This window comes from Aureimonas jatrophae, from assembly GCF_900104035.1.
GTDB lineage: Bacteria > Pseudomonadota > Alphaproteobacteria > Rhizobiales > Rhizobiaceae > Aureimonas > Aureimonas jatrophae.
In genome coordinates this window covers 62,187-83,958 of sequence record NZ_FNIT01000012.1, presented here as the reverse complement: position 1 = coordinate 83,958, position 21,772 = coordinate 62,187, and the positions used below count along the sequence as shown (strand labels likewise).

The window sequence follows — 21,772 nt, the reverse complement described above, 5'->3', positions numbered from 1 at the left end:
GGGCGAGTTCGTATCCAGTTTCATTGAACCTTGCCAGCGTTGAGGGTGATCCGGCCCCTTCCTGCTCGTCCCTGCCTGTCCTTGACCTCGATCTCGATGACGTGGCGTCCCGCCGGGACCGTGACGAGCGGCGCCTCGATACCCTCGGGTCCAGTGAAGCCCTTCACCCTAGGCGTCAGATCGATCGAGGGCTGCCGGAGATACGTCACGCGAACCGTGGCCGGATCGATCGGGACGCCGTTGCGTGGCCTGAAACGAACCGCGAACCGGAAGGGCCCGTCGAGGTCCATCTCCGGAGGCGACACCGCTTCGACGCCCGGTCCCCGCGTGAGGTTCCGGCTCGGCCCGAGTCCGTCATTCGTCGGCAGATCGGCCTCCCGCTGCGTTATGAGCCGCAGTGGTTCCTCCGCACGCAAGGTCGTCGGGCCGAGCGCGATCGTGACGAGGAAGAGAAGGCGGGCAAGCGCGCTCACGCGAAGATCCTCCCGAGGATCGCGCCAAGAATACCGACCGTCGTAGTCGCGATGCCACCGACGACCTTCAGCGACAGGTCGGCGACCAATGCGGGATCCATGCGTCGATCACGCTCGCCGTGGAGCAGTCCCCGTACGCGGGCGAGGGACGTGGCACCGTGAGGGGCGAGCGTCGCATGCACGGTCCGCAGCAGCATTCCAAGGACGAAGAACGCCCAGATGCTTGAGGCGTACAACAGCGTCTCCTGCCAGGCGGCGACGTCGGAGGGCATCGCGGGTACGCCGTCCATCCATCCCAGAACCGCATTCATCGCGGCCACGACCACGCTGGCGAAGAGAACGCCGATGCCGCAGTCCATGATCTGGAACCGCACCCGCCGACCGTTGTAGGCCGCCCCGATGGCGAGCGGAACCAGGATAGAGGCGGCAGCTAGCAACCAGAGAGGCAAATCCAGCCACAGGACGACGGCGAAATGGATCGCGAGAAGCAGCGCCAATCCGACCGGCAGCATCCAGAGTCTTCTGGAGGCTCTCGGCGGAACGGCCCCGACGGTCGCTTCCGCAGCGGTTTCCGTCGGTGTCGATCGCAGCAAGGCAGATGGACGTGACAGGTTCGCGTTCTCCCTTTCCAGTTCCGCGACCCGCAGGTCGAGCGAATGCAGGCGGCGGAGCAGAGGGAGCACCATTGCGACGTCCCGTCCGCAATGACGGCAGGAGAGGACGCCGGCACCGAGCGAAGCGTCACAGTAGGGACAGTTCAAAGTCACAACGGCCGACATGGTCAATTCCGGCGAAAGCATGGCCATGAAGCCATCTCTCGGTGGCATCCGCAAGCTTCCGCAACGCGCCGTGCGGGGATCGAAATAGGGCGCCCGCGCACCGAACGGTCGCTGCCCACCGACTTTCAGTGAAGCCTAGGCCGGCGATGCGGCAAGCGCGTTCGAAGTCACCGTATCCGTTCGAAGAAGGGCGCGGACGACAGATGTCGGTCCCGGTCGAACAACGGCTTCAGGATGCGCTTTGCCCCGATGGGTGTCGCGGCAAACCTTTGGCTTCCCGATCGTCTCCCATCCACTTGTCGTAGTTCCGGCTGTGGAGTTCCTCCGGAGGGCCGACGTACCATGGGAGGTTCAGTACGTTCATCCCGCCTACGGCTTCCATGATCACTGCGTCCGCAGGCGAGAGCGCCGGTTGGGCGCTTCGTTTCGAGATGATCCATTGCGAACGGGTGATCGCGAACGCTGCGAAATCCGCTAGCTGCAGACCTCTTACGTCTGTCGAACGCCTGAACTTGGCTGTGGGGCCTTCGATTGCGTCTCGCCAGTTGGGAAGGGGGCGATCCAGCCCAGCTGGCAGGACGCCCTCGTCGACGTACAACGGCATTGGCAGGGTGAAGTCCGACGCTGCATCCGCCGCCAACTTGCGAAGATGACCGGCTACGGACGAAGTCAGCATCAGAAGACCGAACTGTCCGATGTCGTCCAGCGACCAGTCGCCGGAACGATCGCCTACGATGGATCGCTTCAGGTCGGGATGGTCGTCGAACGTGATTTCGCTGACGGTCTGATGGACGACCGGAAGCCCGAACCCGTGCACCATTTTTCCCATCCATCGGAACACCTCGGAGCGGTCGCCTGGAGAGATGTCCTTCCAGATCCCGGTACCGCTCCATATTTCGGTGAAATGCAGCTCCTCGGCGCCGTACTGCTCACGCACGCCGTCCAGGAAGATCGTCAGTCCCGTCTCGACGGCTGAGGCAACCGACGACGGGACGATCACCGCCGTCCACGACTTGCGCGACGAGGGGAGAAATTCCGAACCAGATTTGGCCCCGGGGTTGCCTGAGTCGTCCACGTAGATCGCTCCCCCTACGTTCTGCCTCGAACCTCCTGGCATGGTCATTTTACCCTCCTCGAACCTAGCCGGATGCTACCCCAATGACTTACGGAGTGGCCATGCCGTCGGTGTCACTGGCAATTGTTCGTTGTTGTCCTGAAACAATGAAACAATATCGTCGACAGGAAGTCGGGATGCCCAGTTCAGGGCATTACCCTCGATAGAACGGCATACAGCCCGTATCGGTGGCCTGCTGCCTGCAGAACGGGTGCGGCAGCTTGCGAAGGTCGGCAGGTTTTCTTTCGGAACCAGACTGAAATCCTGTATGATCGAACCAGCAAGTCCGGCCTCCTCGCGTCACCTTCGTATCGGTGTCGGTTATGGATTGACTGGCAACCAACCCCCGACCGCAGCCTGCGGTGTCCGCTCGGCCCCTGTCACCGCCTCGTCGGCCGTACGGAAGTCGAGCGCCCGGCCGCCGATCAGCCGCTTCCCGCTGCGCTCGAACAGTTGCACGATGAAGAGCGTCTTGGCAGGCATCGTCGTCTCCGGATCGGGGCAGGACGAGAGGTGTCCGTGCCTCACCATAATGGCAAGGCGATGCGGCCAGTTACCCACATGTCGTCCACAGGCGCGCCGACGCAGGTTGACCCGTCCCGTTTCGAGAACAGATAGTGAACGGATCGGCTGACCGATTCGGGTCTGTCGGCGCCTCACTATCCGACCGATCCCGCATCGTCCCATGCCGTCACCTCTGGACCAACCCCAACTGGCGGCGCTGCGCGAGCGCGTCCGCTCGCTCGAGGGACGCTCCGCGCTGAACCGCCTGACGCTGCCCTTCGGCGTGCCGGAGATCGACCGGCGGTTGCCGGGCGGGGGGCTTCTGATGGGCGCCCTGCACGAGGTCGCGGGCGGCGGGTATGGCGCGGTGGACGGGGCCGCCGCCTCGCTGTTCGTTGCCGGCATCGCGGCCCGCACCCAAGGACAGGTCCTGTGGTGCGTCACGCGCCAGGATCTCTTTGCACCGGCGCTGGCGCAGGCCGGTTTGCCGCCGGGACGCGTCATCCATGCAGAGCTGTCGGACGAGGCGACGTTGCTCGCCTGCTTCGAGGAGGGGCTGCGGCACCGCGGTGTCGGGGCGGTGGTGGCCGAGGTCGCCAAGCTTTCGATGACGGCCTCGCGCCGTCTTCAGCTCGCGGCCGAAGGGGCAGGAACGTTGGGACTCGCCGTGCGTCGCTGGCGCCGCCAGCCGGAGGCCGCCGACTTCGGGCAGCCGACGGCCTCCGTCACCCGCTGGCGCGTTTCGGTCTTGTCGTCCGGTGTCCTGCCGACACCGGGCCTAGGCCGGGCTCGGTGGCTTCTGGAACTCATCCGTTGCCGGGCCGGCGAGAGCGCGGACTTCGAAGTGGAGGCCACCGATGGGTCGGGTCGTATCGCTCTTTCTGCCCCGTTGGCCAACCGATCGTCTGCGCCGCAAGTCGCCGGGATCCGTGCCCGCCGCTGACACACCGCTGGTGCTGGTCGGACGATCGGGCAACCGGCGCTCGGTCGTGGCGCTGGATGCGCTGGCCCAGCAGGCCGGGCTGCACGTCGGCATGCCCGCGGCCAAGGCGCAGGCGCTGGTGCCGGGTCTGGCTGTTCTGGAAGCCGACCCGGCGGGGGACGCGGACGCGCTCGACCGTCTCTCGGTCTGGGCGCTGCGCTTCTCGCCCGTGGTCGCGGCCGACCCACCGGACGGTCTCGTCATCGAGGTCACCGGCACCGATCACCTTCACGGCGGCGAGGAGGAACTGCTGCGCGGTCTCGTCGACCGCTTCGCTTCGTCGGGACTCGAAGCATGGGCAGCGGTCGCCGACACGTGGGGTGCCGCCCATGCCGCGGCACGCTACGCCGGAGCCACCTTGGCGATCGTGGCGTCCGGCGAGGCCGAGCCGGCCCTCGCCCACTTGCCGCTCGCTGCTCTCCGCCTCGACGACGCTCTGCTGATGGATCTGCGCGTCTTGGGGCTGGCGACGGTGGGCGACGCGGCCGACCAGCCCCGTGCGCCGCTGACCCTTCGCTTCGGGCCCCAACTCGCTCGGCGCCTCGATCAGGCGTTCGGTGTTCTGCCCGAGCCGATCGACCCGGTGCGCTCACCCGACCTCGTCGAGGTGCGGCGCGTCTTTGCCGAACCGATCGGTGCGCCCGAGACGTTGCGCCGCTACACGGGCAAGCTGGTGGACGCCCTCGTTGTCGAACTCGAGCGCCGGCACGTCGGCGCCCGCCGCCTCGACCTTCTGTTCGGACGGGTCGACAACCGTTGGGAGGCGGTTCGCATCGGCACGTCCCGGCCGGATCGGGACGCCAAGCGCCTGACGCGCCTGTTGTGCGACCGCATCGAGACCGTCGACCCCGGCTTCGGCGTCGAGGTCATGACGCTGGCCGCCACGATGGTGGACCTGCTAGGCGCCACGCAGTGTGCTGCCAGCCTGATCGAAGGCGATGGGCTCGACCCCGCCGCCGACATCGCCGACCTGATCGACGTCCTCGCCAACCGCGTCGGGGATAGGCGCCTCTACCGCTTCGCCCCTGTCGCCAGCGACGTGCCGGAGCGATCGGTCAAGCGCGTCGAGCCGCTATCCTTGGACGACGGTGCCTCCTGGGACGACCACTGGCCGAGGCCTGCCCGTCTGCTGCCGCGCCCCGAGGTCATCGACACGGTGGCGCTTCTGCCCGACCACCCACCGGTGTCGTTCACGTGGCGTGGCTCCCGTCGCCGCGTGCGCCGGGCCGACGGCCCCGAGCGCGTGTTCGGGGAATGGTGGAAGCGTGAGGCGGAGCTCGCGACCGTTCGCGACTACTTCCGCGTCGAGGACGAGGGGGGCGAGCGCTACTGGATCTACCGCTCGGGCGACGGCGAGCATGCCGAGACCGGATCGCACCGCTGGTACCTGCACGGGATCTTCGGCTAGTGGCCGCCGAGCCGAGATACGCCGAACTCCAGGTCACCTCGCACTTCTCGTTCCTGCGCGGGGCGTCCTCGTGCGAGGAGCTGTTCGCCACCGCCAGCGTCATGGGCATCGAGGCGCTGGCCATCGTCGATCGCAACTCGCTCGCCGGGATCGTCCGGGCGCACGAGGCGGCCAAGACCACGAACGTCCGGGCTGTGGTCGGATGTCGCCTGGACCTGACCGATAGCCTGCCGGTTCTCGTCTACCCGACCGACCGGACGGCCTACTCGCGCCTGTGCCGCCTCCTGACGCTCGGCAAGTCGCGGGGTGGGAAGGCGCGATGCCTCCTGTCCTGGGACGACCTCGTCGCGCACGGGGAGGGGCTGCTCGCCGTGCTCGTGCCGAACGAGGCGGACGAGGATCTCGGCCGCCAGCTCCGTCGTCTGCGCTCGGCCTTCGGCGACCGCTCCTACATGGCGCTGACGCTGCGCCGCCGGCCGAACGACCAGCTCCGCCTCCACGACCTGTCCAACATGGCGACCCGCTCCGGCGTGCGGGCGGTGGTCACCAACGACGTCCTGTTCCACGAGCCGGGCCGGCGCATCTTGCAAGACGTCGTCACCTGCATCCGGCACGGCGTCACCATCGACGAGGCGGGCTTCCGGCGCGAGCGCCACGCCGACCGCTACCTGAAGCCGCCGGAAGAGATGCACCGCCTGTTCGGGCGATACCCCGAAGCGCTGGCCCGGACAGGCGAGATCGTGCGGCGCTGCCGCTTCTCGCTGTCGGAACTGGCCTACCAGTACCCGGAGGAGCGCCAGTTCCCGGACCTGACGCCACAGGAGGCGCTGGAGAAGCTGACCTGGGAAGGAGCCGCCGAGCGCTACCCCGAGGGGCTGCCACCGTCGGTGCGGGCGAACCTCGACCACGAACTCACCCTCATCCAGCGCATGGAGTACGCCCCGTACTTCCTGACCGTGAACGCGATCGTCCGAGAAGCCCGACGCCGGGGCATCTTGTGCCAGGGGCGCGGGTCGGCCGCGAACTCGGCCGTCTGCTTCGTGCTCGGCGTCACGTCCATCGACCCCGACCGCAACGACCTTCTGTTCGAGCGCTTCGTGTCGGAGGAGCGCCGCGAGCCGCCCGACATCGATGTCGACTTCGAGCACGAGCGGCGCGAAGAGGTGATCCAGTGGGTCTACGACACCTATGGGCGGGACAAGGCGGCGCTGTGCTCGACCGTCATCCGCTACCGCGCGAAGGGCGCGCTGCGCGATGTGGGCAAGGCGTTGGGTCTGCCGGAGGACCTGACCAAGACGCTCTCGTCCCAGGTCTGGGGCTGGTCCGAGGACATCAGCGAGGAGCACGCCACCTCGATCAACCTGAACCTCGGCGACCGGCGCCTGCGTCTGGCGTTGGAGTTGGCCGGGCAACTCGTCGGCTTCCCGCGTCACCTGTCGCAGCACCCCGGTGGCTTCGTGCTGACCCGCGACCGCCTGGACGAGCTGGTGCCGATCGAGCCGGCCGCCATGGCGAACCGTCAGGTGATCGAATGGGACAAGGACGACATCGACGCTCTGAAGTTCATGAAGGTCGACGTGCTGGCGCTCGGCATGCTGTCGGCGATGCGTCGTGGGCTCGATCTTCTTCGCGACCACAAGGGCATCGACCTCGCCCTCTCGACCATTCCGGCCGAAGATCCGCGCACCTACGCCATGATCCGGCGCGCCGACACGCTGGGTACCTTCCAGATCGAGAGCCGAGCGCAGATGGCGATGCTGCCGCGCATGCGCCCGCGCACCTTCTACGATCTGGTGATCGAGGTCGCGATCGTCCGCCCTGGACCGATCCAGGGCGACATGGTGCATCCCTACCTCAGACGACGCGAGGGCCGCGAGGACGTCGTGTACCCCAAGCCCGAGCTGGAGCGCGTGCTCGGCAAGACGCTGGGGGTCCCGCTGTTCCAGGAACAGGCGATGCGGGTCGCCATCGACTGCGCGGGCTTCACGCCGGGGGAGGCCGACCAACTCCGGCGTGCCATGGCGACGTTCAAGTTCACTGGGGGTGTCAGCCACTTCCGCGACAAGCTCGTGCAGGGGATGGTGGCGAACGGCTACGAGCAAGAGTTCGCCGAGCGCACCTTCCGCCAGTTGGAGGGGTTCGGCTCCTACGGCTTCCCGGAAAGCCACGCCGCGAGCTTCGCGCTGATCGCGTATGCGTCGAGTTGGCTGAAGTGCTGGCACCCGGACGTGTTCTGCGCAGCGCTCCTGAACTCGCAGCCGATGGGCTTCTACGCGCCGGCGCAGATCGTGCGGGATACGCAGGACCATGGGATCGAGGTGCGGCCGATCTGCGTGAATGCGAGCCGCTGGGACTGCACGCTGGAGCCGAGGCGGGCGAGCCGCGAAGGCAACGACCACACCGACGTAGGTGGCGATGGTTGGGACCCGGACGACGACGGACGCTTCGCGGTGCGCCTCGGCCTTCGCATGGTGAAGGGGCTGCCGAACGCTGACGCCGCCCGTCTCTTGGCCGAGCGCGGCAACGGCAGCTATGCCTCGCTGGACGATCTGTGGCAGCGCGTGCGCATGCCGACCGCCTCGCTGGAATGCCTCGCCGAGGCCGATGCCTTCCGCGATGGCCTCGACCTGTCACGGCGCGACGCGCTGTGGGCGATCAAGGGGCTGCGGGACGAACCCCTGCCGCTGTTCCGGGCGGCGGCCGAGCGGGAAGGGCAGACGGTGCCGGAGGTCCAGGAGCCGGTCGTCCACCTGCCTGCCATGCCGGAAGGGGGCGAGGTGGTCGAGGACTACGGCCATGTCGGCCTGTCGCTGCGCGCCCATCCCGTCAGCTTCCTACGGGCCGACCTCAAACGGCGCGGCTTCATCACCTGCGCGGAGGCTCAAGCGTCGCGCGACCGGCGCTGGGTCGAGGTCGGGGGCATCGTGCTCGTGCGCCAGCGACCCGGCTCGGCCAAGGGCGTCATGTTCATCACGATCGAGGACGAGACGGGGGTAGCGAACCTTGTGGTGTGGACGAAGACCTTCGAGGCGAACCGGCGGACGGTGCTGGGCGCCGGCATGATGGGGGTGCGGGGCCGCATCCAGCGCGAGGGCGAGGTCGTGCATCTCGTGGCGCACCAGCTTAGCGACCTGTCGGGCGAGTTCGCCAGCGTTGGGCGGCGAGGACGGATGGGGGAGGGAGCCGCCGGTCGACCGGACGACGCGGATATCGCCGCCGTCACGGTTCATCAGGTTCCGTTTCCTCGCATGCCCCCAGCGAAGGACATGGCCGATCCCTACGGACATATCGATGAAATCCGGGTGAAGACGCGTGACTTCCGTTGAATGACGTGCTCTAGCAAAGAGGCTTCGGTCGTATTTTGAATTTGCCGACAAAATATTTTTTATCAGTACTGATTGAAATATTCAGCGAAATGCCATTGCATTATCGAAAAATTTCTTCGCAATTTCGAAAAAATGCCTGTTATTCGTCATTTACAGAAATTTTTATCGCTTAGTTATTTTTGGTCCCAAATAGAATACTGTTAGCCTGGTCGTTTGAGGCGGAACGGGCCATTCGAAGTGCAATCTGAAGAAACGGTGGCTGATCTTACCGTGCCATGGAGCGAAACACTTGACGCCATCGGCCCGCGTGAAGGTCATCTCCGCTTCGAATAACCTCTCGTTGGTAGCGGACTCACCGGTGAAGAGGGCCCGCTCTCCGGTGAAGTGCGTCTCGATCACCGACCTGGCGCCCGGGCCTTCCGAACCATCCTTCCGTCGTCCGGCCATGTAGGCATCCAGCAGACCCATCAGCGCGAGGCTCCGGTCCCTGATCGACGCTTCGAACGGTTCCCGAGCGAGGAGATCGTGCTCGTGCAGCCCTAGTATATCAAGATATCGATACTTCGTGCGAGCATGGTCGACCAGTTCGCTCCAAGAGCGAATGCCGGGACCACACGACAGGGCATGATCGATCAGACGATCGACGCGCCAGAGGTTGTGGACGGCGTAGCCTCCCAGCCGATCTTCCGACAATCCGTGATCGATCGCGAGCGGTCCTCTCGCGAAATCCCTCGGCCCGCCCGGGAAGCTGAACGTAGCGCAGTCCTCGCCATTCTTCGTCCTGCGTGCCGCTTCCCCGAGGCCGGTCGAGGTTACATCCACGCCCTCGAACTCGAAGTAGTCGTCCTGCTCGTCCAATCGGTCGTCCTCGACGAAAGGGCCGGTGCGGTCGAGCCAAGAGTGGAATGCAGAGCGTAGATCTCGGTCCCGAACCCTCTGCAGGATTTGTCGGACCGTCAGGCCAGGCGATGCTGTTGCATTCTGAAGCGCTCTCGTCGATCGCAGATCCTTCTTTATGGCGGACACGCGCGTTCGGGCGGAGAGAAGCTCTCGCAACGTCTGCTCGAACACCGAGGGATCGCCGTACTGTCCCTGCAGCGATGCGTCGTTGACGTACCAGCGCATCTCAATCCCACCCCGCGAGCGACGAGACGTCCTTGTCTCCCTGGTCGAAGAAGCCGTCGGGCCACTCGTCGATCCTGCCGTTCATGTCTAGGCGCGGCGTCGTCACGCCATGACCGCTGGAGGAGACGCCCGAGAAGAATAGCAGGCTGACCTTTTCTGGCGTCAGTACGCCGTCGCGTACGGCCAGGCGGGCTCCGTTCAGAACGTGATCGCTGTGCGTCTCGACCAGGATCTGCACCCCCGCGGCGGCGAACGTCGCCAGCATGCGACCCATTCGCGATTGCGCTTGAGGATGGAGATGAGCCTCCGGGCTGTCGATGACGACGATATCACCCCTTTCCGCGGCGAGCAGCGCGACGAGGATCGGAAACGAGTAGGTGAGGCCGTAGCCTACGTTGGCGGGACGCCTCCATTCTCCGGTCTGGGATAGGCGGAACTGCAGGACGTTGAGCGATGCGACCGCCAACGCCTGGACGTTGGCGTTGGCACCGGGGGCGAGTCGGTCGAGCCAAGCGTCCACCTGTCGACGGAACGTATCGGCCGATCCGCCGTCGAGGCATTTCTCCGGAGAGATGTCGGCGTCCGCGAACTCGTGATACCAATAACTCGCATAGCGCCCATCCGCGCCGACGTCTGGAACCGTCCCCGCGCTGCGAGCGGGAATTGGAAACGTGTCCGATGGGCCGCCACGTACGGCGCTCAAGTAGACGAGACGGCGAAGGCGCGCAGGGATGTCCCCGGCATCGGACGGCGCTCCGCACTCGGCGCGCAGGGTCCTTTCTCCCGTCCGGGCGGTCAACACGACGTCGAGGACGTTCTCTCCGGCACCGACGCGAAAACGCGATACCGAGGCCGAGGAGGAAACGTTGAGAACGTCGCCGGCGGATCCCAAACGCACCAGGTCGCCGTTCAGCGGCAGATCGCCGTCCAGCGTCCCAGTGCCCCAGACGTTCGCCCTGGCGGCCTGGGCGAGAAGGAGCAGCGGCTGGAGCGTGCTGGACTTGCCGGCTCCGTTGAAACCGGTAAGCAACGTCAGCGGTGCCAGGGGGACGCGCAACCGCTCGAAGCACTTGAAAGCCTCGATCTCAAGGGAATGCAAGGCTTCGATCATGGGAAGAACTTATCCAGGGCCTCTTCCAGAACGCCGAAACGCTGCCTCACCGCCTGCGTGCTGTTGGTGGAATAGGTGATGGACCGACCGAAGTCGGGATCGGCGACCAGCCCTTCGAGTATACTCCTCAGCTCTTCGACGCTTCCATCGTCGAATGACCGCGCGAAGCGCGAAAGCAGGACGGCGCTGACCTCGAACAGCGATATGTTGATGACGCTACGCGCCGTATACTCGTTGGCTCCGACCAAGGACTTGCGGAACGCGTGTGGACCGAAAAGGCGCCAGCTGAGAACCATCGCGGCATCGAAGGAGGCGCGCAGCTCGGAGCGAGCGCCTTCGTCGAGGTCGGCAAGCCGCTTCAGTCCTTGAGCCAGAAAGGCGTCCATGTCGCCTGTCGTATAGTTCCTCCAACCGATCAGCGAGAAGGCACAGAAGCGATTGATCGCCTCGCGGTCCCGCATCGCCTTGCTGTCCAGAGACCCCGCGGTCGCCTGTTGGAAGGCGTCGCCCGAAGCTGCGTGTTTGAGCCATTGGGTCGCCGGACCGTTGTAGAGAGCGTTGCGCATCTGCTGACGCGTCAGTTGCGCACCGCTATTGACCCGTTCGAAGATGTCGAGGCGGGCTCTCTCGGGAGCCTTCGCATCGAGTATGTACATGGTCAGCTGCGTGTCGGAGACGCGCTCCTGCAGGTTCATGGGCAGCTTGTCGTAGACCTTCCCCTCCAACTCGTGCGATCCTGTCCGCTGGTTTCCCACCAGTCCGGTCAACCGAAGTTCGTTGCCGAGAAAGCGGGCGAACGTGGTCAGGCGTTGAAGGCCGTCCACAACGATGATCCGCCCGTCGGGCGCCTCGGCGACGTAGAAGACCGGAAGCGGAATCCGCATCACGCAGCTCTCGATGAGCTTCGATTGCTTCGGGTTGGGCCATACAAAATCGCGCTGGAAATCCGGGTCCAGGATGTAGCGGTTCCTCGCGATCCTCTGGACGACCTCTCCGACCGTGCGCTGTTCGGTCCGGACGAAGACCGCATCCAACGGGTAGTCGCCCCAGCCGTCTCCGACGTCGAGATCGATGCCTTCGATCTGCTCGTCGGCAACCGGGTTCGGATCGGTCTCGTTCGCAGCGGTACTGGACATCCTGACGTCATTCTCCGGTTCCCGTCGTGGTCTCCGACCACACACGAAAAGCCGTTTGGACTCAACATGCCGATGGAACCAGTCCATCGCTGCCGTCGCGTCTAGTCGGAGATCGGGAAAGGCAAGCTGCAGCGCGACAGGACAGTATAGGACTCTACCCATTCCGCGGCACGCTGCGAATGGCACTCATCCGCGGCACGTTCGGCTTCTGGCGAAAGCACCGCCACGGCTGGTCATCCCGGGAGCGCCCCAAACGGATACGCCGTTGGGATGGCGTGTCGAAAGCTCCTGGTACACTGTCAGCGACCAACTCGATCTCTGTCGCCGGACGGCGAAGCGCTCGAAGAGAGGTACTGCGTCAGATCGTTCCCAACATGTCGAGGACCTAGCAAGCGAGACGTTTTCCAAATGTTCCGTGTTCAGGGCCGTCGACGGATTATCTGCCTGCAGGCCAAGCCGGTTTAGGACTCGCTTCGAAGGATTGCGGTAGTCGGAGATGCGTTGCCATCCAAATCATGCCGGGGTTGCGACGACCCAAGGTCGTTGGACAGTCTAACTCGCAGTTGGTCCCGGTCGAAGGTTTCGCATTCCCATACGACCAGGACCTTCCAACCCATCCGTACCAGTTGCTCGGAGTTGCGCATGTCACGTTCGACGTTCGTGACGAACTTGGCATTCCAAAATTCCGTGCGCGTCTTCGGTGTCGTGCAGCGCCGGCAGCCGGAATGGCGATGCCAGAAACAGCCATGCACGAAGACGACCGTCGAAAGACGCGGGAAGACCATGTCGGGCGTGCCGGGTAGGTCCCGGCGGTGGAGGCGGAACCTCAGCCCGATGGCGTGTGCCGTCTGACGTACGATCTTCTCGGGCTTCGTATCCTTTCCCTTTACGCGAGCCATGTGTCTGCGACGGGCTTCCGGCACGGTCTGGAAAAGGTCGTTGGCCATGAGTCCGATGTAGGCGGCAGCGCCGCTGCCTGCTAGACTCCAGCTCGACCTTTCGGGACCGGCATGACGACGAAGTACTTCACCGTGGACGTGGCGCTCCTGGAGGAACTGGGGGAGCGTCTGATCGGAAGACGCCACATCGCGCTCGCAGAGATCGTGAAGAATTCCTACGACGCCGACGCGACGCGTTGCGTCGTCACGATCCGTTCCGACCAGATCGTAGTAGCCGACAACGGTCTTGGCATGACCGCCGACCAGTTCGAGCGGCGCTATCTGCGTCTTGCCGGACAACACAAGCGGCAGGCCGAGTTTTCGGAGGTTCTGCGTCGTCGACTGACCGGATCGAAGGGCGTAGGCCGTTTGGCGGCGCAGTTTCTAGGAAGTCAGCTGATAATCGAGACGCTCCGGAAGGACGACGACGAGAAAGGAGTCGTTGCGACCATGGACTGGACGGAGATCACGTCCGGTGGGGACCTGAAGGACTTTCCGGTTGATCTCCAGGTCGTGGACCGTCGACGCCTTCTCGTCGGCAAGCCGTTTCCGAACGGTGCCACTCACGGGACGCGCATCACTATCAGCAACCTGAAGCTTGAGTTCGGCGACAAGGAACTTGAGGAGATAGGACGCCAGCTCTGGTCGCTTCGTTCCCCTTTCGAACGTCTCGTCCGCACGAACGAGAGCGAGGACCCCAAGGCGTTCAGGGTCGACCTCGACGCCAACATGGAGTCGGCAGAGAAGGCCTTCGACCGTGTCATCGAGGACCTCACAACCCAGGTATGGCGAGCGAAGATACGCGGCAGCGTCACCAAGGGGCGAACGAGCGATCTCGCATCAATCCAGTTGGAATTCACCGATGGGTATCCGCCGAAGGCTCCCGAAGAGGTTTTCCGCGACGAGGTCCGCCTGTCTTCGCTCCGGTGGAAGTCGCAACGCGGCGGTGCCGATGTCGTCAGCAGCATGCCGCTCCTCGATGGCGTCGAGTTCACGATATTCGTCTACAAGCTGGACAGCAGGCAGCGCAGAAGCGTGTCGCTCGCGGATTTGAAGGACTACTTGGAACGGTTCGGTAGCGTCGCGTTGTTCGATGCAGGTTTCCGGCTTCCCTACTATGGAATCGACAACGACTGGCTGGAGAACGGTTCGGACTACGGACGCCGACTGTCGACGTCTGCCCTGCTTCCCTCGAAGTGGATGGTCGAAGATCGATACATGCTCGATCTGCCCGAACCAAGGCGCCTGTTCGGATACGTCAGGATTTCCACCAACAACGAAGGAACGGTAGCGCGGAGCAAGGGAGCCGCTCCGGGCGAGTGGCTCGAAGTGCAGTCGGGCCGTGATCGTCTCGTCGACAACGCGGCACATCGTCAACTCCAGGCGCTCGTGCGGTATTCTCTGGATCTGTACGCCAACAGGTTCAGATCCAGGCTGTTGAGGGTGCGCGAACAGGAAAGGGACGTCGAGCCAGCGGCTCGGAAATACAGCCGGTTGCGTGAAGTCCTCCATGAGAATCGCGATGCCCTTCCGGACGTCGTGTTCGAGAGAATCGAGAAGGAGGCGGTGGACGCCGAACGGGCCGCGAACACGAGCGAGAAGCTGTATGACGCTCGTACCGTCGTCATCGCTCCGCTGGCCGCTGCCGGCATCACCGCACTGGCCATGACGCACGAACTCGGTCGCGAGACACGTTTCATGGATGCGGCAAGTGCGACACTGCTGCGCATAGCGGACGAACTCGGTCGTCCGGACCTTCGAAAGACGGCAGAGGATCTCCTGGGCTCGTTGGGCAGGCTCAGGGCCTTGCAGAACCTCTTCACCCCCCTGCTCAGCGCAGAGGACCGGGAGGGAAGCGACAGACTGAGAGTGCAGGCGATAGCTCGCGAGGTGGCGCGGTCGATGGAACCGCTCGTGCCGGGCATGGAGATGATCGTCGCAGTCGACGACGAACTGTACTTTCCCCGGGCTCCCTTAGCGGCGTGGAGCGCGATACTGCAGAACGTCCTCGCCAACAGCTGGAATGCGAGCCTTGCTTCGGACGAAGCTCGTGTCCTGATCGCCGGTTTCTCCGAGAATGGTCGAGAAGGCCTGAGGATCAGCGACATGGGCATCGGAGGCATCGACATCCAAAGCCAGGATCGACTGTTCGACGCTTTCGAAAGGGATCTGAAGGTTTCGAAGGAGTACGAATCGGTGGCGATCGGAGGGCAGGGCATGGGATTGGCGATCGTTCGTATGTTGAGCACGAACTACAAATCCATCGCGAGGTTTGTAACCCCACATGGCGGCTACAGAACGACGTTCGAACTATCCTGGGAGAAGTAATCGTATGGGTGCAGGCCCAGGTGTTGTCCGGTTGGTGGGGTGTGACGACCGGTCGCCTGATCTGATCGAGAAGTCCGTCGAGGATAGCGGAGTTCTGGCGTCTGGCGCGGCGAGACTGGACCCGCTTGCGCCCGACGTTCTGAAGGAACAGATAAAATCGTTGTTCTCCGACGTCAGGGAATGTCTGAAGCAAAGGCGTCTGCCGGAAGGGGGGGCTTTCCAGAGTCGCCTGGGCCAGGCGGACATACTGTTGCTCGACTACGGCCTGACGCAATTTCCTGATTTCGGCATCCGCCTTACGGCAGAGCATCTGGCAGGCTACGTTCGCGCGTTCACCGATACGCCTTATGTCGTATCCCTGAACAAGCTCAAGAACGTCGACTTCGATCTCAAGTACCTCCTCGGCGATTTCGACACCCGTGCCGACCTCGCCTTGAAGACCGAACATCTCGCCGTGTCAGGCCTCTGGACCGGAGTCGTCGGGGAAGGCGTCTTCTGTCCCTGGTACTGGCCGAAGCTGCTCGATGCGCCGGCGCGAAGACGTGCTCAGGTGCAAATCGTCAAGGAGAGGATGAACGAAAGTATCCTGTCGACGATCGGAATGCCAGCCTCGTGCGTGTCGTTCCTATCGCGCCAGGCCATCGCGTTCCTGTCTCCATTCGGGCAGGAAGCTCCTACTGGCGGAACCAAAGACGTTCGAGAAGTCACTTTCTGGGATCATTTCCTCAGTTCGAACCGAACGCTTCCCGATGACGACCGACGAGAAATCCTGGCGTCCGCCGACGTCGACGTGGCAGCCACCGAATGCCCCGACGACGATGCGTTGCGCACGATCGTCGCGCGCGTCGTAGCCGCCGAGCTGGAATTCTGGTTCAGGCGGGATGTTCTCGGTCCTCAACAGCTCCTCATCGACCCACCCCATCTGCAAGCAAGGTTGCGGGTGGCGAGAGGAGACGGGCGAGACACCGCAGAGAACTGGTCCGACACGGCTCGTCGACGCGAGGCTCCCTTCGGTCTCGACGAACAGAGTTACGGTACGATCACCGAACCAGGCATGCACGAGTCTCCATGGGTCGATGGTCCATCGTTCTGGTTGCCGATAATCGAGGAAACGCCCGAGTTCCTTCGGATCTCCGAGGAAGCCATTCGTTTCAACGAACTATACTTCTGCGAAGACACCCGTCGCTTCCGGCCGCGCGGCGAGACCAGTAGATTCGTCACCGATCTTACCAAAGGCGCGGACATCAGGTTCGTCGAGCGCGTCGATCCCTACGTGTACTCTCCAGCAAGTCTCTTCGCCCGGTGATTAACGCGACCGAAGCCGCCGTACCTCCGGACGAGGTCGATACGGCTCTGACCGTATTGAAGGTGTTCGCCATCGCAGGGTGCAACCACTTCGCTCGCGTGAGCAGCAAGGTAGAGGGAAGCGATTTCTACAAGACCTACAGGTCGGAGATCGTAGTGGACGAAAGCCTCATCAGGCAGCAGCTGACGACTGGCTGGGTCACGAACCGCCACCGCGTCAAGCAGTTCCTGCCAATGCCGTTCGCGCCGCGGCCGGAGTACGGCGAAAAGACGTTGATCTTCTTCCTAAGGCCGTACTTCTTCGTCGACAAGCAGAAGTGCCGGATAGAACTCATCCAGATGGTTGACGATCCCGACAGACACACGGTCGGTTATCGTTTCGAGCACGGCACTCGCGGCAATGTCGACATGCATGGATACCCCCACATGCAGCTGACGAAGAAATTCGTCACCGGCGGCGTGGAAACCAGTCTGACGCCGACCATGGCGATCAGCCATCCGGTAGTTCCCCTTCCCAACGGCATCGGTCTCTCGCCGCTGTACTCGTCGCTCGTCTCCATGTGCGGGCATCGATTCGACGGGGCGAAGGGACTCGTCCCGTCGTTCCGAGAGATGGAGAACGGCGAAGCTGGTGCCCAGGTAACGGCCGTGGCCGACGCTTTGGACGGCCACTGTCGGAACCTGTTTCATTTCCCTTCGGGTTCGCCGTCGCCGCCGTGACCGGGGCGGCCGGCTTCAGTCATCGAGGACGGCGCGTTCGAGAATGTTCTTGTAGCAACGGTAGTATGCTCCCGCCACCATCGGCGATTGGCCATCGAGGGCTCGCGCCAAGCCGCCGTCTCCAAGTCTGGCCAGCAATGCGGTAGGATCCGCTGACGGCTCCGACGGTACTATGGCGTAGATACCGTGACTGGGCACGATGCCCGCTTCGTCCAACGCGACCCGCGGAACCTTCGCCAGTTCCGGAACAAGCAACTTCGGTCCCCGCCATGCGCCCGACTGTACTCGGTCGATCTGTCGGAACCAGTTCATGCGATCCTGGCGGACGATCGAACGCCGTTCGAGCTTCTCCCTGAATCGGGAGAGCCAACGTAAGGTTTTAGGGAAACCATCCATGTCCCGGGGTCTGCCTGCATCGTCGATCAAGCAGATCACACGTCGTCCGCGATCCACGATGCTCTGCTCACGGACATCGGCAGCCGCGACCCAAGGAGCCAGCAACTCGGGTTCGACCTCTTCGACGTGCTCGGGTGGTAGGACGAATGCTTCGGTGCATCCCAGAGCTGGACCGACGCGTACCGAGAAGCCCAGGTCGCGGAGAGTTCGCCCCCGTGGTCGCAGCGATGGCCGCGACAGAGGCTTGCTTCTCCTCTGAAGGATCAATACCGAGGGATAGATCCCGACGGCCTTCTCGTACACGTCCGAAGACGAGACGACGTCGTTCGAGACGATCTCGACTTCGGGCAGGCGCCTAGTTCGGAAGTCGGTGGCGAAAGCCATGTACTGCCACCTGTCGGAGCAGAGGAAGCCCAAGCGCCCGCCGGAACGCAACATGCCTATGCCGAGGTCCAGAAACGGTAGGAACAGGTCACCCTTCGCGACATGGGGCGCCAATCGGCTCTCGTACGCGACGCGCAGGCGCTTGGGAATCTTGGACCATCTGGCGTAGGGTGGGTTGCCAACGACGTGCGTGAACCGATCCTCGGAGTGATCCTGCAGCAGGAAATCATCCGTTCGAAGCCACGCGGCCGCCAGTCGAGCAGCCTCCGTTGCCTCGATTCCGGCTTCCCGTAAGACCCTCCGTAGTCTGGAGCGTCCGACCGTCGCCTCGCCGTCGTGCAGTTCGAAGCCGACGACCCTCTCTTCCAGGGCAACGTTCCGGGGATCCAGACCGCGAATGACGAGCGATCGCATCAGCCGACGGACGACTTCCACGAGGAATGCACCGTTCCCGACCGCCGGCTCAAGCAGGCGTGCCCGCGACAGGTCGGCCTCCTCCGTCCAGCCGACGGCGTCCAGGATCTGCTCGACCATACGGGTTCGCGTGTACACGCCGCACCGGTCGTGCAGCCGCTGTACGTCGACGTCGACCGGGTCATTCGATATCGCATCCGCGGGAGCGACCGTCAGCATGCTACATCCGACCATTCGGCCACGGCCGCGAAGGAGCATTGATATCGCAGTCGCCGTAGGTACAAGCGACTGATGAGGTTGGTCGGACTGTATGCTGGCATCGGAGGCTTCGAACTCGGACTAGGGGCTTCGGGCTTCGAGCCCGTGCTCCTGGCCGACAAGGACGAAAATTGCCAGCGCGTGCTTAACGCCCGGTTCACGGGCGTGGAGGTCGCAGGCGACGTCGCCGGTCTCTTGCGACTTCCGAAGGATGTCGACGTCGTCACCGCTGGCTTTCCCTGCCAGAACCTGAGCATGGCCGGAGACAAGGTCGGGATCGAAGGCTCCAAGTCCCGCGATATCCAGCACCTATTCGAACTCCTCCAGTCGGAACGTCCCACGCTCGTCATCGAGAACGTTTACTTCATGCTCCAACTGAAGGGTGGGACGGCCATGGCCGAACTCGTCCGCCGAGTCGAGAGTCTGGGGTATGCGTGGGCCTATCGCGTCGTCGACACCACCGCCTTCGGCTTGCCCCAGCGACGGCGAAGGGTCTTCTTCGTCGCCAGCGTCACCCTCGACCCGAGGACGGTCCTGTTCGCAGACGAGGCAGGGCCTTCCGAGCCCATCTCCCCATCTTTGGACAAGCCCTTGGGGTTCTACTGGACGGAAGGGCGTTCGGGGGTCGGCTTCTCCGTCGACGGCATCCCCCCTCTCAAGGTTGCATCCAACCTAGGCATCCCGTCCGCACCCGCGGTTCTCTTCCCGGACGGGCGCGTCCTCGTACCGGGGATCGATGCCTGCGAGCGTCTTCAGGGATTTCCAGCTGGATGGACTGACGCGAACTTTCCACCGAAGCGATCTCCCCGTTGGCGAATGGTCGGAAACGCGGTGTCGGTTCCCGCGGCCGCATGGGTAGGAGAGCGGCTGGCGTCGCCCGGCGACATTCTGGACCTTCCATCCCGACCTCTTCAGGACGGCGACCGCTGGCCTTCCGCCGCGTCAGGGGGATCGGGGACGAGACGTGTCGTCCAGATCAGCGATCGCCCGGTCCGGCGAGCCGCTCCATCCATCGTGGATTTCCTGGACGACGGGTGGTGGGCGCTGTCTCCGAGAGCCCTCAGGGGTTTCATCTCGCGTGTGAACCAGGGTGGACTGCGGGTACCGGACGGCTTCGTCGGCAGATTGGAAGCGGCTCTGCATGGTTCGCATGATGGGATCGGATCGCAGGCTCCCGAACCGGCGCCGGTCTGATCGTTCCGCACCGCCAGTTCCGCTTTCCGATGTGTCTTTTCGGCACTCGAGGAATCGGTGTGATTCCGCGACCATTCCGGAATGGAACACTCCGACGCAATCGGTAGACCACTCAGGGTCGTGAGCCTCTTCAGCGGCATCGGCGGTTTCGAGGTCGGCATGCGGAAGGCTGGCCACGATGTGCTTCTCGCCTGTGAGAACGATCCCGCCGCTCGTCTGGTCCTGGGCAGAAACTTGCCGGGCATCGACGTCGCCCCGGACGTGACGTCGCTCGCCGGCCTTCCCCCGTGCGACGTCGTGACGGCCGGATGGCCTTGTCAGGACATCAGTTTGGCCGGACGCAGGTCCGGCATCCGCGGCAAGAACTCCGGTCTCGTCGATCACGTCTTCCGTCTGATCGAACGGGCGTCCGTCAGGCCGCGCTACGTCCTCCTCGAAAACGTCGCCTTCGCTCTCGATCTCGCCGGTGGCGAAGCCGTCCGACACGTGACGACCAATCTGGCGAGGTTGGGATACCGTTGGGCATACCGCGTCCTAGACACGCGCATGTTCGGTCTTCCCCAACGAAGACGTAGACTTTTCGTGCTGGCATGTCGGGATGACGATGCTGCCTCCGTCCTTCTTGAGGGCGTCGGACATCCGGCTCTGGATCTACCGGCGGACCCCGCCTTCGTAGGATTCTACTGGACGGAAGGAACGCGTGGCCTAGGCTGGGCTCCGGAAGCCATCCCCCCCCTGAAGGGAGGATCGAACATCGGCATACCGTCGCCGCCCGCGATATGGGATCGCACGGCCGGTACGTTCCATACGCCGGAGCTGCGGGATGCGGAGCGCCTGCAAGGGTTTCCGGAGGGCTGGACCGAAGCCGCCATCTCCTTGCGGAACGGCGACCGTCAGCGATGGCGCCTTGTTGGAAACGCCGTCAGCGTTCCCGTCGTCGAATGGTTGGGGCATCGTCTCGCGACGACGCGAGCCTCGTCGATCGAAGGCAGACCGTTTCCGAGCGGGGCGAAGCTGCCTCGCGCGGCCTGGGGTGGACCGGGAGAGCGATCGATGGCGGTCGACGTGCGTCGGGAAGGCTCCTCCGCCTCGACGCTCGGCAGCCTGTCGGAGTTCGGACTGTCGATTGGCAAGCCGTTGTCGCGGCGGGCACTGTCCGGCTTCGTCGCACGATACGAGGCAGCTCCCCTGAGAAAGAACGCACACTTCGTCCACGATCTCCGACTACGCTCGGTGGCGTAGACGTTTCAAACCGAGGGATCGGGGCCGGTGCCAGTCCGGTTCCATCGCACGTCGTCGGGAGTGTAGGTTCGCCTCCGATGACGGCAGGCATCGTCGGCATGGGCAACGGGCGTCCGTCGGTTCATTCGAAAGGAACCTTCATGACGTATCGGGCTTGGGAGCTCGACATAGACGCTGGCATCGACGTCGAAGGGCATATGCTGCTCAGACCCGAGCATCTCGACGACAGCTACGTGGTCTGGTCCGTTTTCGGAAACCGGGAGTACGTCCAGCTGACGGACATCGGTCCCGAAGACGTTCGGCGCGCCCAGGACGAGGAGATGGAAGAGCTCGACTGTATCGCGGCCGCCGAGGACTAGGAGGCGGAGTACGCCGAGATCATCGAGGAGATGTCGTCCGACTTCGAGTACATGGGTTTCGATCTGGGCGTGGCTGGTACGACCTATGCTCTCGTTGCGATCGGTTGCCATCCGGGATTCAGCTGCAACGCGGGAGCCTTCGGCGATGACCACCACGAGGATCATCCGCTCGTTGTGTTCTTCGCCGCACCAGATCGCGTGAAGCTTCTGACCGAGATCGCGACCACAGTGGGCGTCGGTCTGGGAAACGACCGGAACCGGGGCGCTCACGGTCTA

At 63.9% G+C, this 21,772-nt stretch carries 18 protein-coding genes and 1 pseudogene; 9 read left to right on the top strand and 10 right to left on the bottom strand.

The annotated features are described in order from the left end of the window. Nucleotides 1–20 precede the first annotated feature (20 nt). From BLQ76_RS18930 to BLQ76_RS22255, 4 genes are all read right to left on the bottom strand, one after another. Nucleotides 21–473, bottom strand: a complete 453-nt coding sequence (locus BLQ76_RS18930) for a hypothetical protein (RefSeq protein WP_090676561.1) — start codon at nt 471–473, stop codon at nt 21–23. Further along, a complete protein-coding gene (locus BLQ76_RS22400) occupies nt 470–985 on the bottom strand; it encodes a hypothetical protein (protein WP_090676559.1) in 516 nt (171 codons plus the stop codon). The genes BLQ76_RS18930 and BLQ76_RS22400 overlap by 4 nt, the downstream gene beginning before the upstream one ends. A gap of 496 nt (nt 986–1,481) precedes the next feature. Next, complete coding sequence (locus BLQ76_RS18920) at nt 1,482–2,327, bottom strand: DUF3800 domain-containing protein (RefSeq protein ID WP_244519726.1); 846 nt, start codon at nt 2,325–2,327, stop codon at nt 1,482–1,484. A 360-nt stretch (nt 2,328–2,687) separates the two neighbouring features. Then, nucleotides 2,688–2,849 carry a hypothetical protein gene (locus BLQ76_RS22255; RefSeq protein ID WP_170842661.1) on the bottom strand — a complete coding sequence of 54 codons (162 nt, stop codon included), beginning with the start codon at nt 2,847–2,849 and terminating at the stop codon, nt 2,688–2,690. 202 nt (nt 2,850–3,051) lie between these two features. Here BLQ76_RS22255 and BLQ76_RS18910 point away from each other — a divergent pair, with 202 nt between their 5' ends. The 3 genes from BLQ76_RS18910 to BLQ76_RS18900 are packed head-to-tail and all read left to right on the top strand — an operon-like array spanning nt 3,052 to nt 8,586. Further along, nucleotides 3,052–3,813 (top strand): ImuA family protein, encoded by a 762-nt coding sequence (locus tag BLQ76_RS18910; RefSeq protein ID WP_090676556.1) that lies wholly within the window; start codon nt 3,052–3,054, stop codon nt 3,811–3,813. Further along, nucleotides 3,728–5,260, top strand: coding sequence for a Y-family DNA polymerase (locus BLQ76_RS18905; protein ID WP_090676554.1), 1,533 nt, complete (start codon nt 3,728–3,730; stop codon nt 5,258–5,260). The genes BLQ76_RS18910 and BLQ76_RS18905 overlap by 86 nt, the downstream gene beginning before the upstream one ends. Further along, nucleotides 5,260–8,586, top strand: a complete 3,327-nt coding sequence (locus BLQ76_RS18900) for an error-prone DNA polymerase (protein WP_090676553.1) — start codon at nt 5,260–5,262, stop codon at nt 8,584–8,586. Before BLQ76_RS18905 ends, BLQ76_RS18900 begins: the two co-directional genes overlap by 1 nt. Nucleotides 8,587–8,748: 162 nt before the next feature. On the opposite strand, the gene BLQ76_RS18895 is transcribed toward BLQ76_RS18900, so the two are convergent. From BLQ76_RS18895 to BLQ76_RS18880, 4 genes are all read right to left on the bottom strand, one after another. Beyond that, nucleotides 8,749–9,711, bottom strand: a complete 963-nt coding sequence (locus BLQ76_RS18895; protein ID WP_090676551.1) for a hypothetical protein — start codon at nt 9,709–9,711, stop codon at nt 8,749–8,751. Between the two features lies 1 nt (nt 9,712). Beyond that, nucleotides 9,713–10,822, bottom strand: coding sequence for an AAA family ATPase (locus tag BLQ76_RS18890; protein WP_090676550.1), 1,110 nt, complete (start codon nt 10,820–10,822; stop codon nt 9,713–9,715). After that, complete coding sequence (locus BLQ76_RS18885; RefSeq protein WP_090676548.1) at nt 10,819–11,958, bottom strand: DUF262 domain-containing protein; 1,140 nt, start codon at nt 11,956–11,958, stop codon at nt 10,819–10,821. The genes BLQ76_RS18890 and BLQ76_RS18885 overlap by 4 nt, the downstream gene beginning before the upstream one ends. A 461-nt stretch (nt 11,959–12,419) precedes the next feature. Further along, complete coding sequence (locus BLQ76_RS18880) at nt 12,420–12,905, bottom strand: very short patch repair endonuclease (RefSeq protein WP_090676547.1); 486 nt, start codon at nt 12,903–12,905, stop codon at nt 12,420–12,422. Nucleotides 12,906–12,968: 63 nt separating this feature from the next. Here BLQ76_RS18880 and BLQ76_RS18875 point away from each other — a divergent pair, with 63 nt between their 5' ends. From BLQ76_RS18875 to BLQ76_RS18865, 3 genes are read left to right on the top strand one after another with little or no spacing between them, the layout of a single operon-like run. Continuing rightward, nucleotides 12,969–15,224 carry an ATP-binding protein gene (locus tag BLQ76_RS18875; protein WP_090676545.1) on the top strand — a complete coding sequence of 752 codons (2,256 nt, stop codon included), beginning with the start codon at nt 12,969–12,971 and terminating at the stop codon, nt 15,222–15,224. A 4-nt stretch (nt 15,225–15,228) separates the two neighbouring features. Further along, a complete protein-coding gene (locus tag BLQ76_RS18870) occupies nt 15,229–16,530 on the top strand; it encodes a hypothetical protein (RefSeq protein WP_090676544.1) in 1,302 nt (433 codons plus the stop codon). Next, nucleotides 16,527–17,249, top strand: a complete 723-nt coding sequence (locus tag BLQ76_RS18865) for a hypothetical protein (protein ID WP_090676542.1) — start codon at nt 16,527–16,529, stop codon at nt 17,247–17,249. Before BLQ76_RS18870 ends, BLQ76_RS18865 begins: the two co-directional genes overlap by 4 nt. A 15-nt stretch (nt 17,250–17,264) precedes the next feature. Here BLQ76_RS18865 and BLQ76_RS18860 read toward each other — a convergent pair whose 3' ends face one another. Then, nucleotides 17,265–18,662, bottom strand: a complete 1,398-nt coding sequence (locus tag BLQ76_RS18860; protein ID WP_090676540.1) for an Eco57I restriction-modification methylase domain-containing protein — start codon at nt 18,660–18,662, stop codon at nt 17,265–17,267. A gap of 72 nt (nt 18,663–18,734) precedes the next feature. Here BLQ76_RS18860 and BLQ76_RS18855 point away from each other — a divergent pair, with 72 nt between their 5' ends. The 3 genes and pseudogenes from BLQ76_RS18855 (at nt 18,735) to BLQ76_RS22610 (ending at nt 21,137) form a co-directional block, all read left to right on the top strand. Continuing rightward, nucleotides 18,735–19,895, top strand: a complete 1,161-nt coding sequence (locus BLQ76_RS18855; protein ID WP_090676539.1) for a DNA cytosine methyltransferase — start codon at nt 18,735–18,737, stop codon at nt 19,893–19,895. A gap of 81 nt (nt 19,896–19,976) precedes the next feature. Then, nucleotides 19,977–20,495 (top strand): annotated as a pseudogene (locus tag BLQ76_RS22810) (DNA cytosine methyltransferase); the annotation flags it as partial. 453 nt (nt 20,496–20,948) lie between these two features. After that, nucleotides 20,949–21,137 (top strand): hypothetical protein, encoded by a 189-nt coding sequence (locus tag BLQ76_RS22610; RefSeq protein ID WP_244519725.1) that lies wholly within the window; start codon nt 20,949–20,951, stop codon nt 21,135–21,137. A gap of 5 nt (nt 21,138–21,142) precedes the next feature. On the opposite strand, the gene BLQ76_RS21830 is transcribed toward BLQ76_RS22610, so the two are convergent. Then, nucleotides 21,143–21,766, bottom strand: coding sequence for a hypothetical protein (locus BLQ76_RS21830; protein ID WP_139184064.1), 624 nt, complete (start codon nt 21,764–21,766; stop codon nt 21,143–21,145). Nucleotides 21,767–21,772: the final 6 nt, after the last annotated feature.

Bases quoted from the DNA above. Each gene is read 5' to 3' on its own strand.
- BLQ76_RS22610 (WP_244519725.1), top strand. From the start codon at position 20,949: ATGGCGGTCGACGTGCGTCGGGAAGGCTCCTCCGCCTCGACGCTCGGC.
- BLQ76_RS18895 (WP_090676551.1), bottom strand. From the start codon at position 9,711: ATGCGCTGGTACGTCAACGACGCATCGCTGCAGGGACAGTACGGCGAT.
- BLQ76_RS18855 (WP_090676539.1), top strand. From the start codon at position 18,735: ATGAGGTTGGTCGGACTGTATGCTGGCATCGGAGGCTTCGAACTCGGA.
- BLQ76_RS18880 (WP_090676547.1), bottom strand. From the start codon at position 12,905: ATGGCCAACGACCTTTTCCAGACCGTGCCGGAAGCCCGTCGCAGACAC.
- BLQ76_RS22400 (WP_090676559.1), bottom strand. From the start codon at position 985: ATGCTGCCGGTCGGATTGGCGCTGCTTCTCGCGATCCATTTCGCCGTC.
- BLQ76_RS18905 (WP_090676554.1), top strand. From the start codon at position 3,728: ATGGGTCGGGTCGTATCGCTCTTTCTGCCCCGTTGGCCAACCGATCGT.
- BLQ76_RS18860 (WP_090676540.1), bottom strand. From the start codon at position 18,662: ATGCTGACGGTCGCTCCCGCGGATGCGATATCGAATGACCCGGTCGAC.
- BLQ76_RS18875 (WP_090676545.1), top strand. From the start codon at position 12,969: ATGACGACGAAGTACTTCACCGTGGACGTGGCGCTCCTGGAGGAACTG.
- BLQ76_RS18910 (WP_090676556.1), top strand. From the start codon at position 3,052: ATGCCGTCACCTCTGGACCAACCCCAACTGGCGGCGCTGCGCGAGCGC.
- BLQ76_RS18870 (WP_090676544.1), top strand. From the start codon at position 15,229: ATGGGTGCAGGCCCAGGTGTTGTCCGGTTGGTGGGGTGTGACGACCGG.
- BLQ76_RS22255 (WP_170842661.1), bottom strand. From the start codon at position 2,849: ATGCCTGCCAAGACGCTCTTCATCGTGCAACTGTTCGAGCGCAGCGGG.
- BLQ76_RS18890 (WP_090676550.1), bottom strand. From the start codon at position 10,822: ATGATCGAAGCCTTGCATTCCCTTGAGATCGAGGCTTTCAAGTGCTTC.
- BLQ76_RS18885 (WP_090676548.1), bottom strand. From the start codon at position 11,958: ATGTCCAGTACCGCTGCGAACGAGACCGATCCGAACCCGGTTGCCGAC.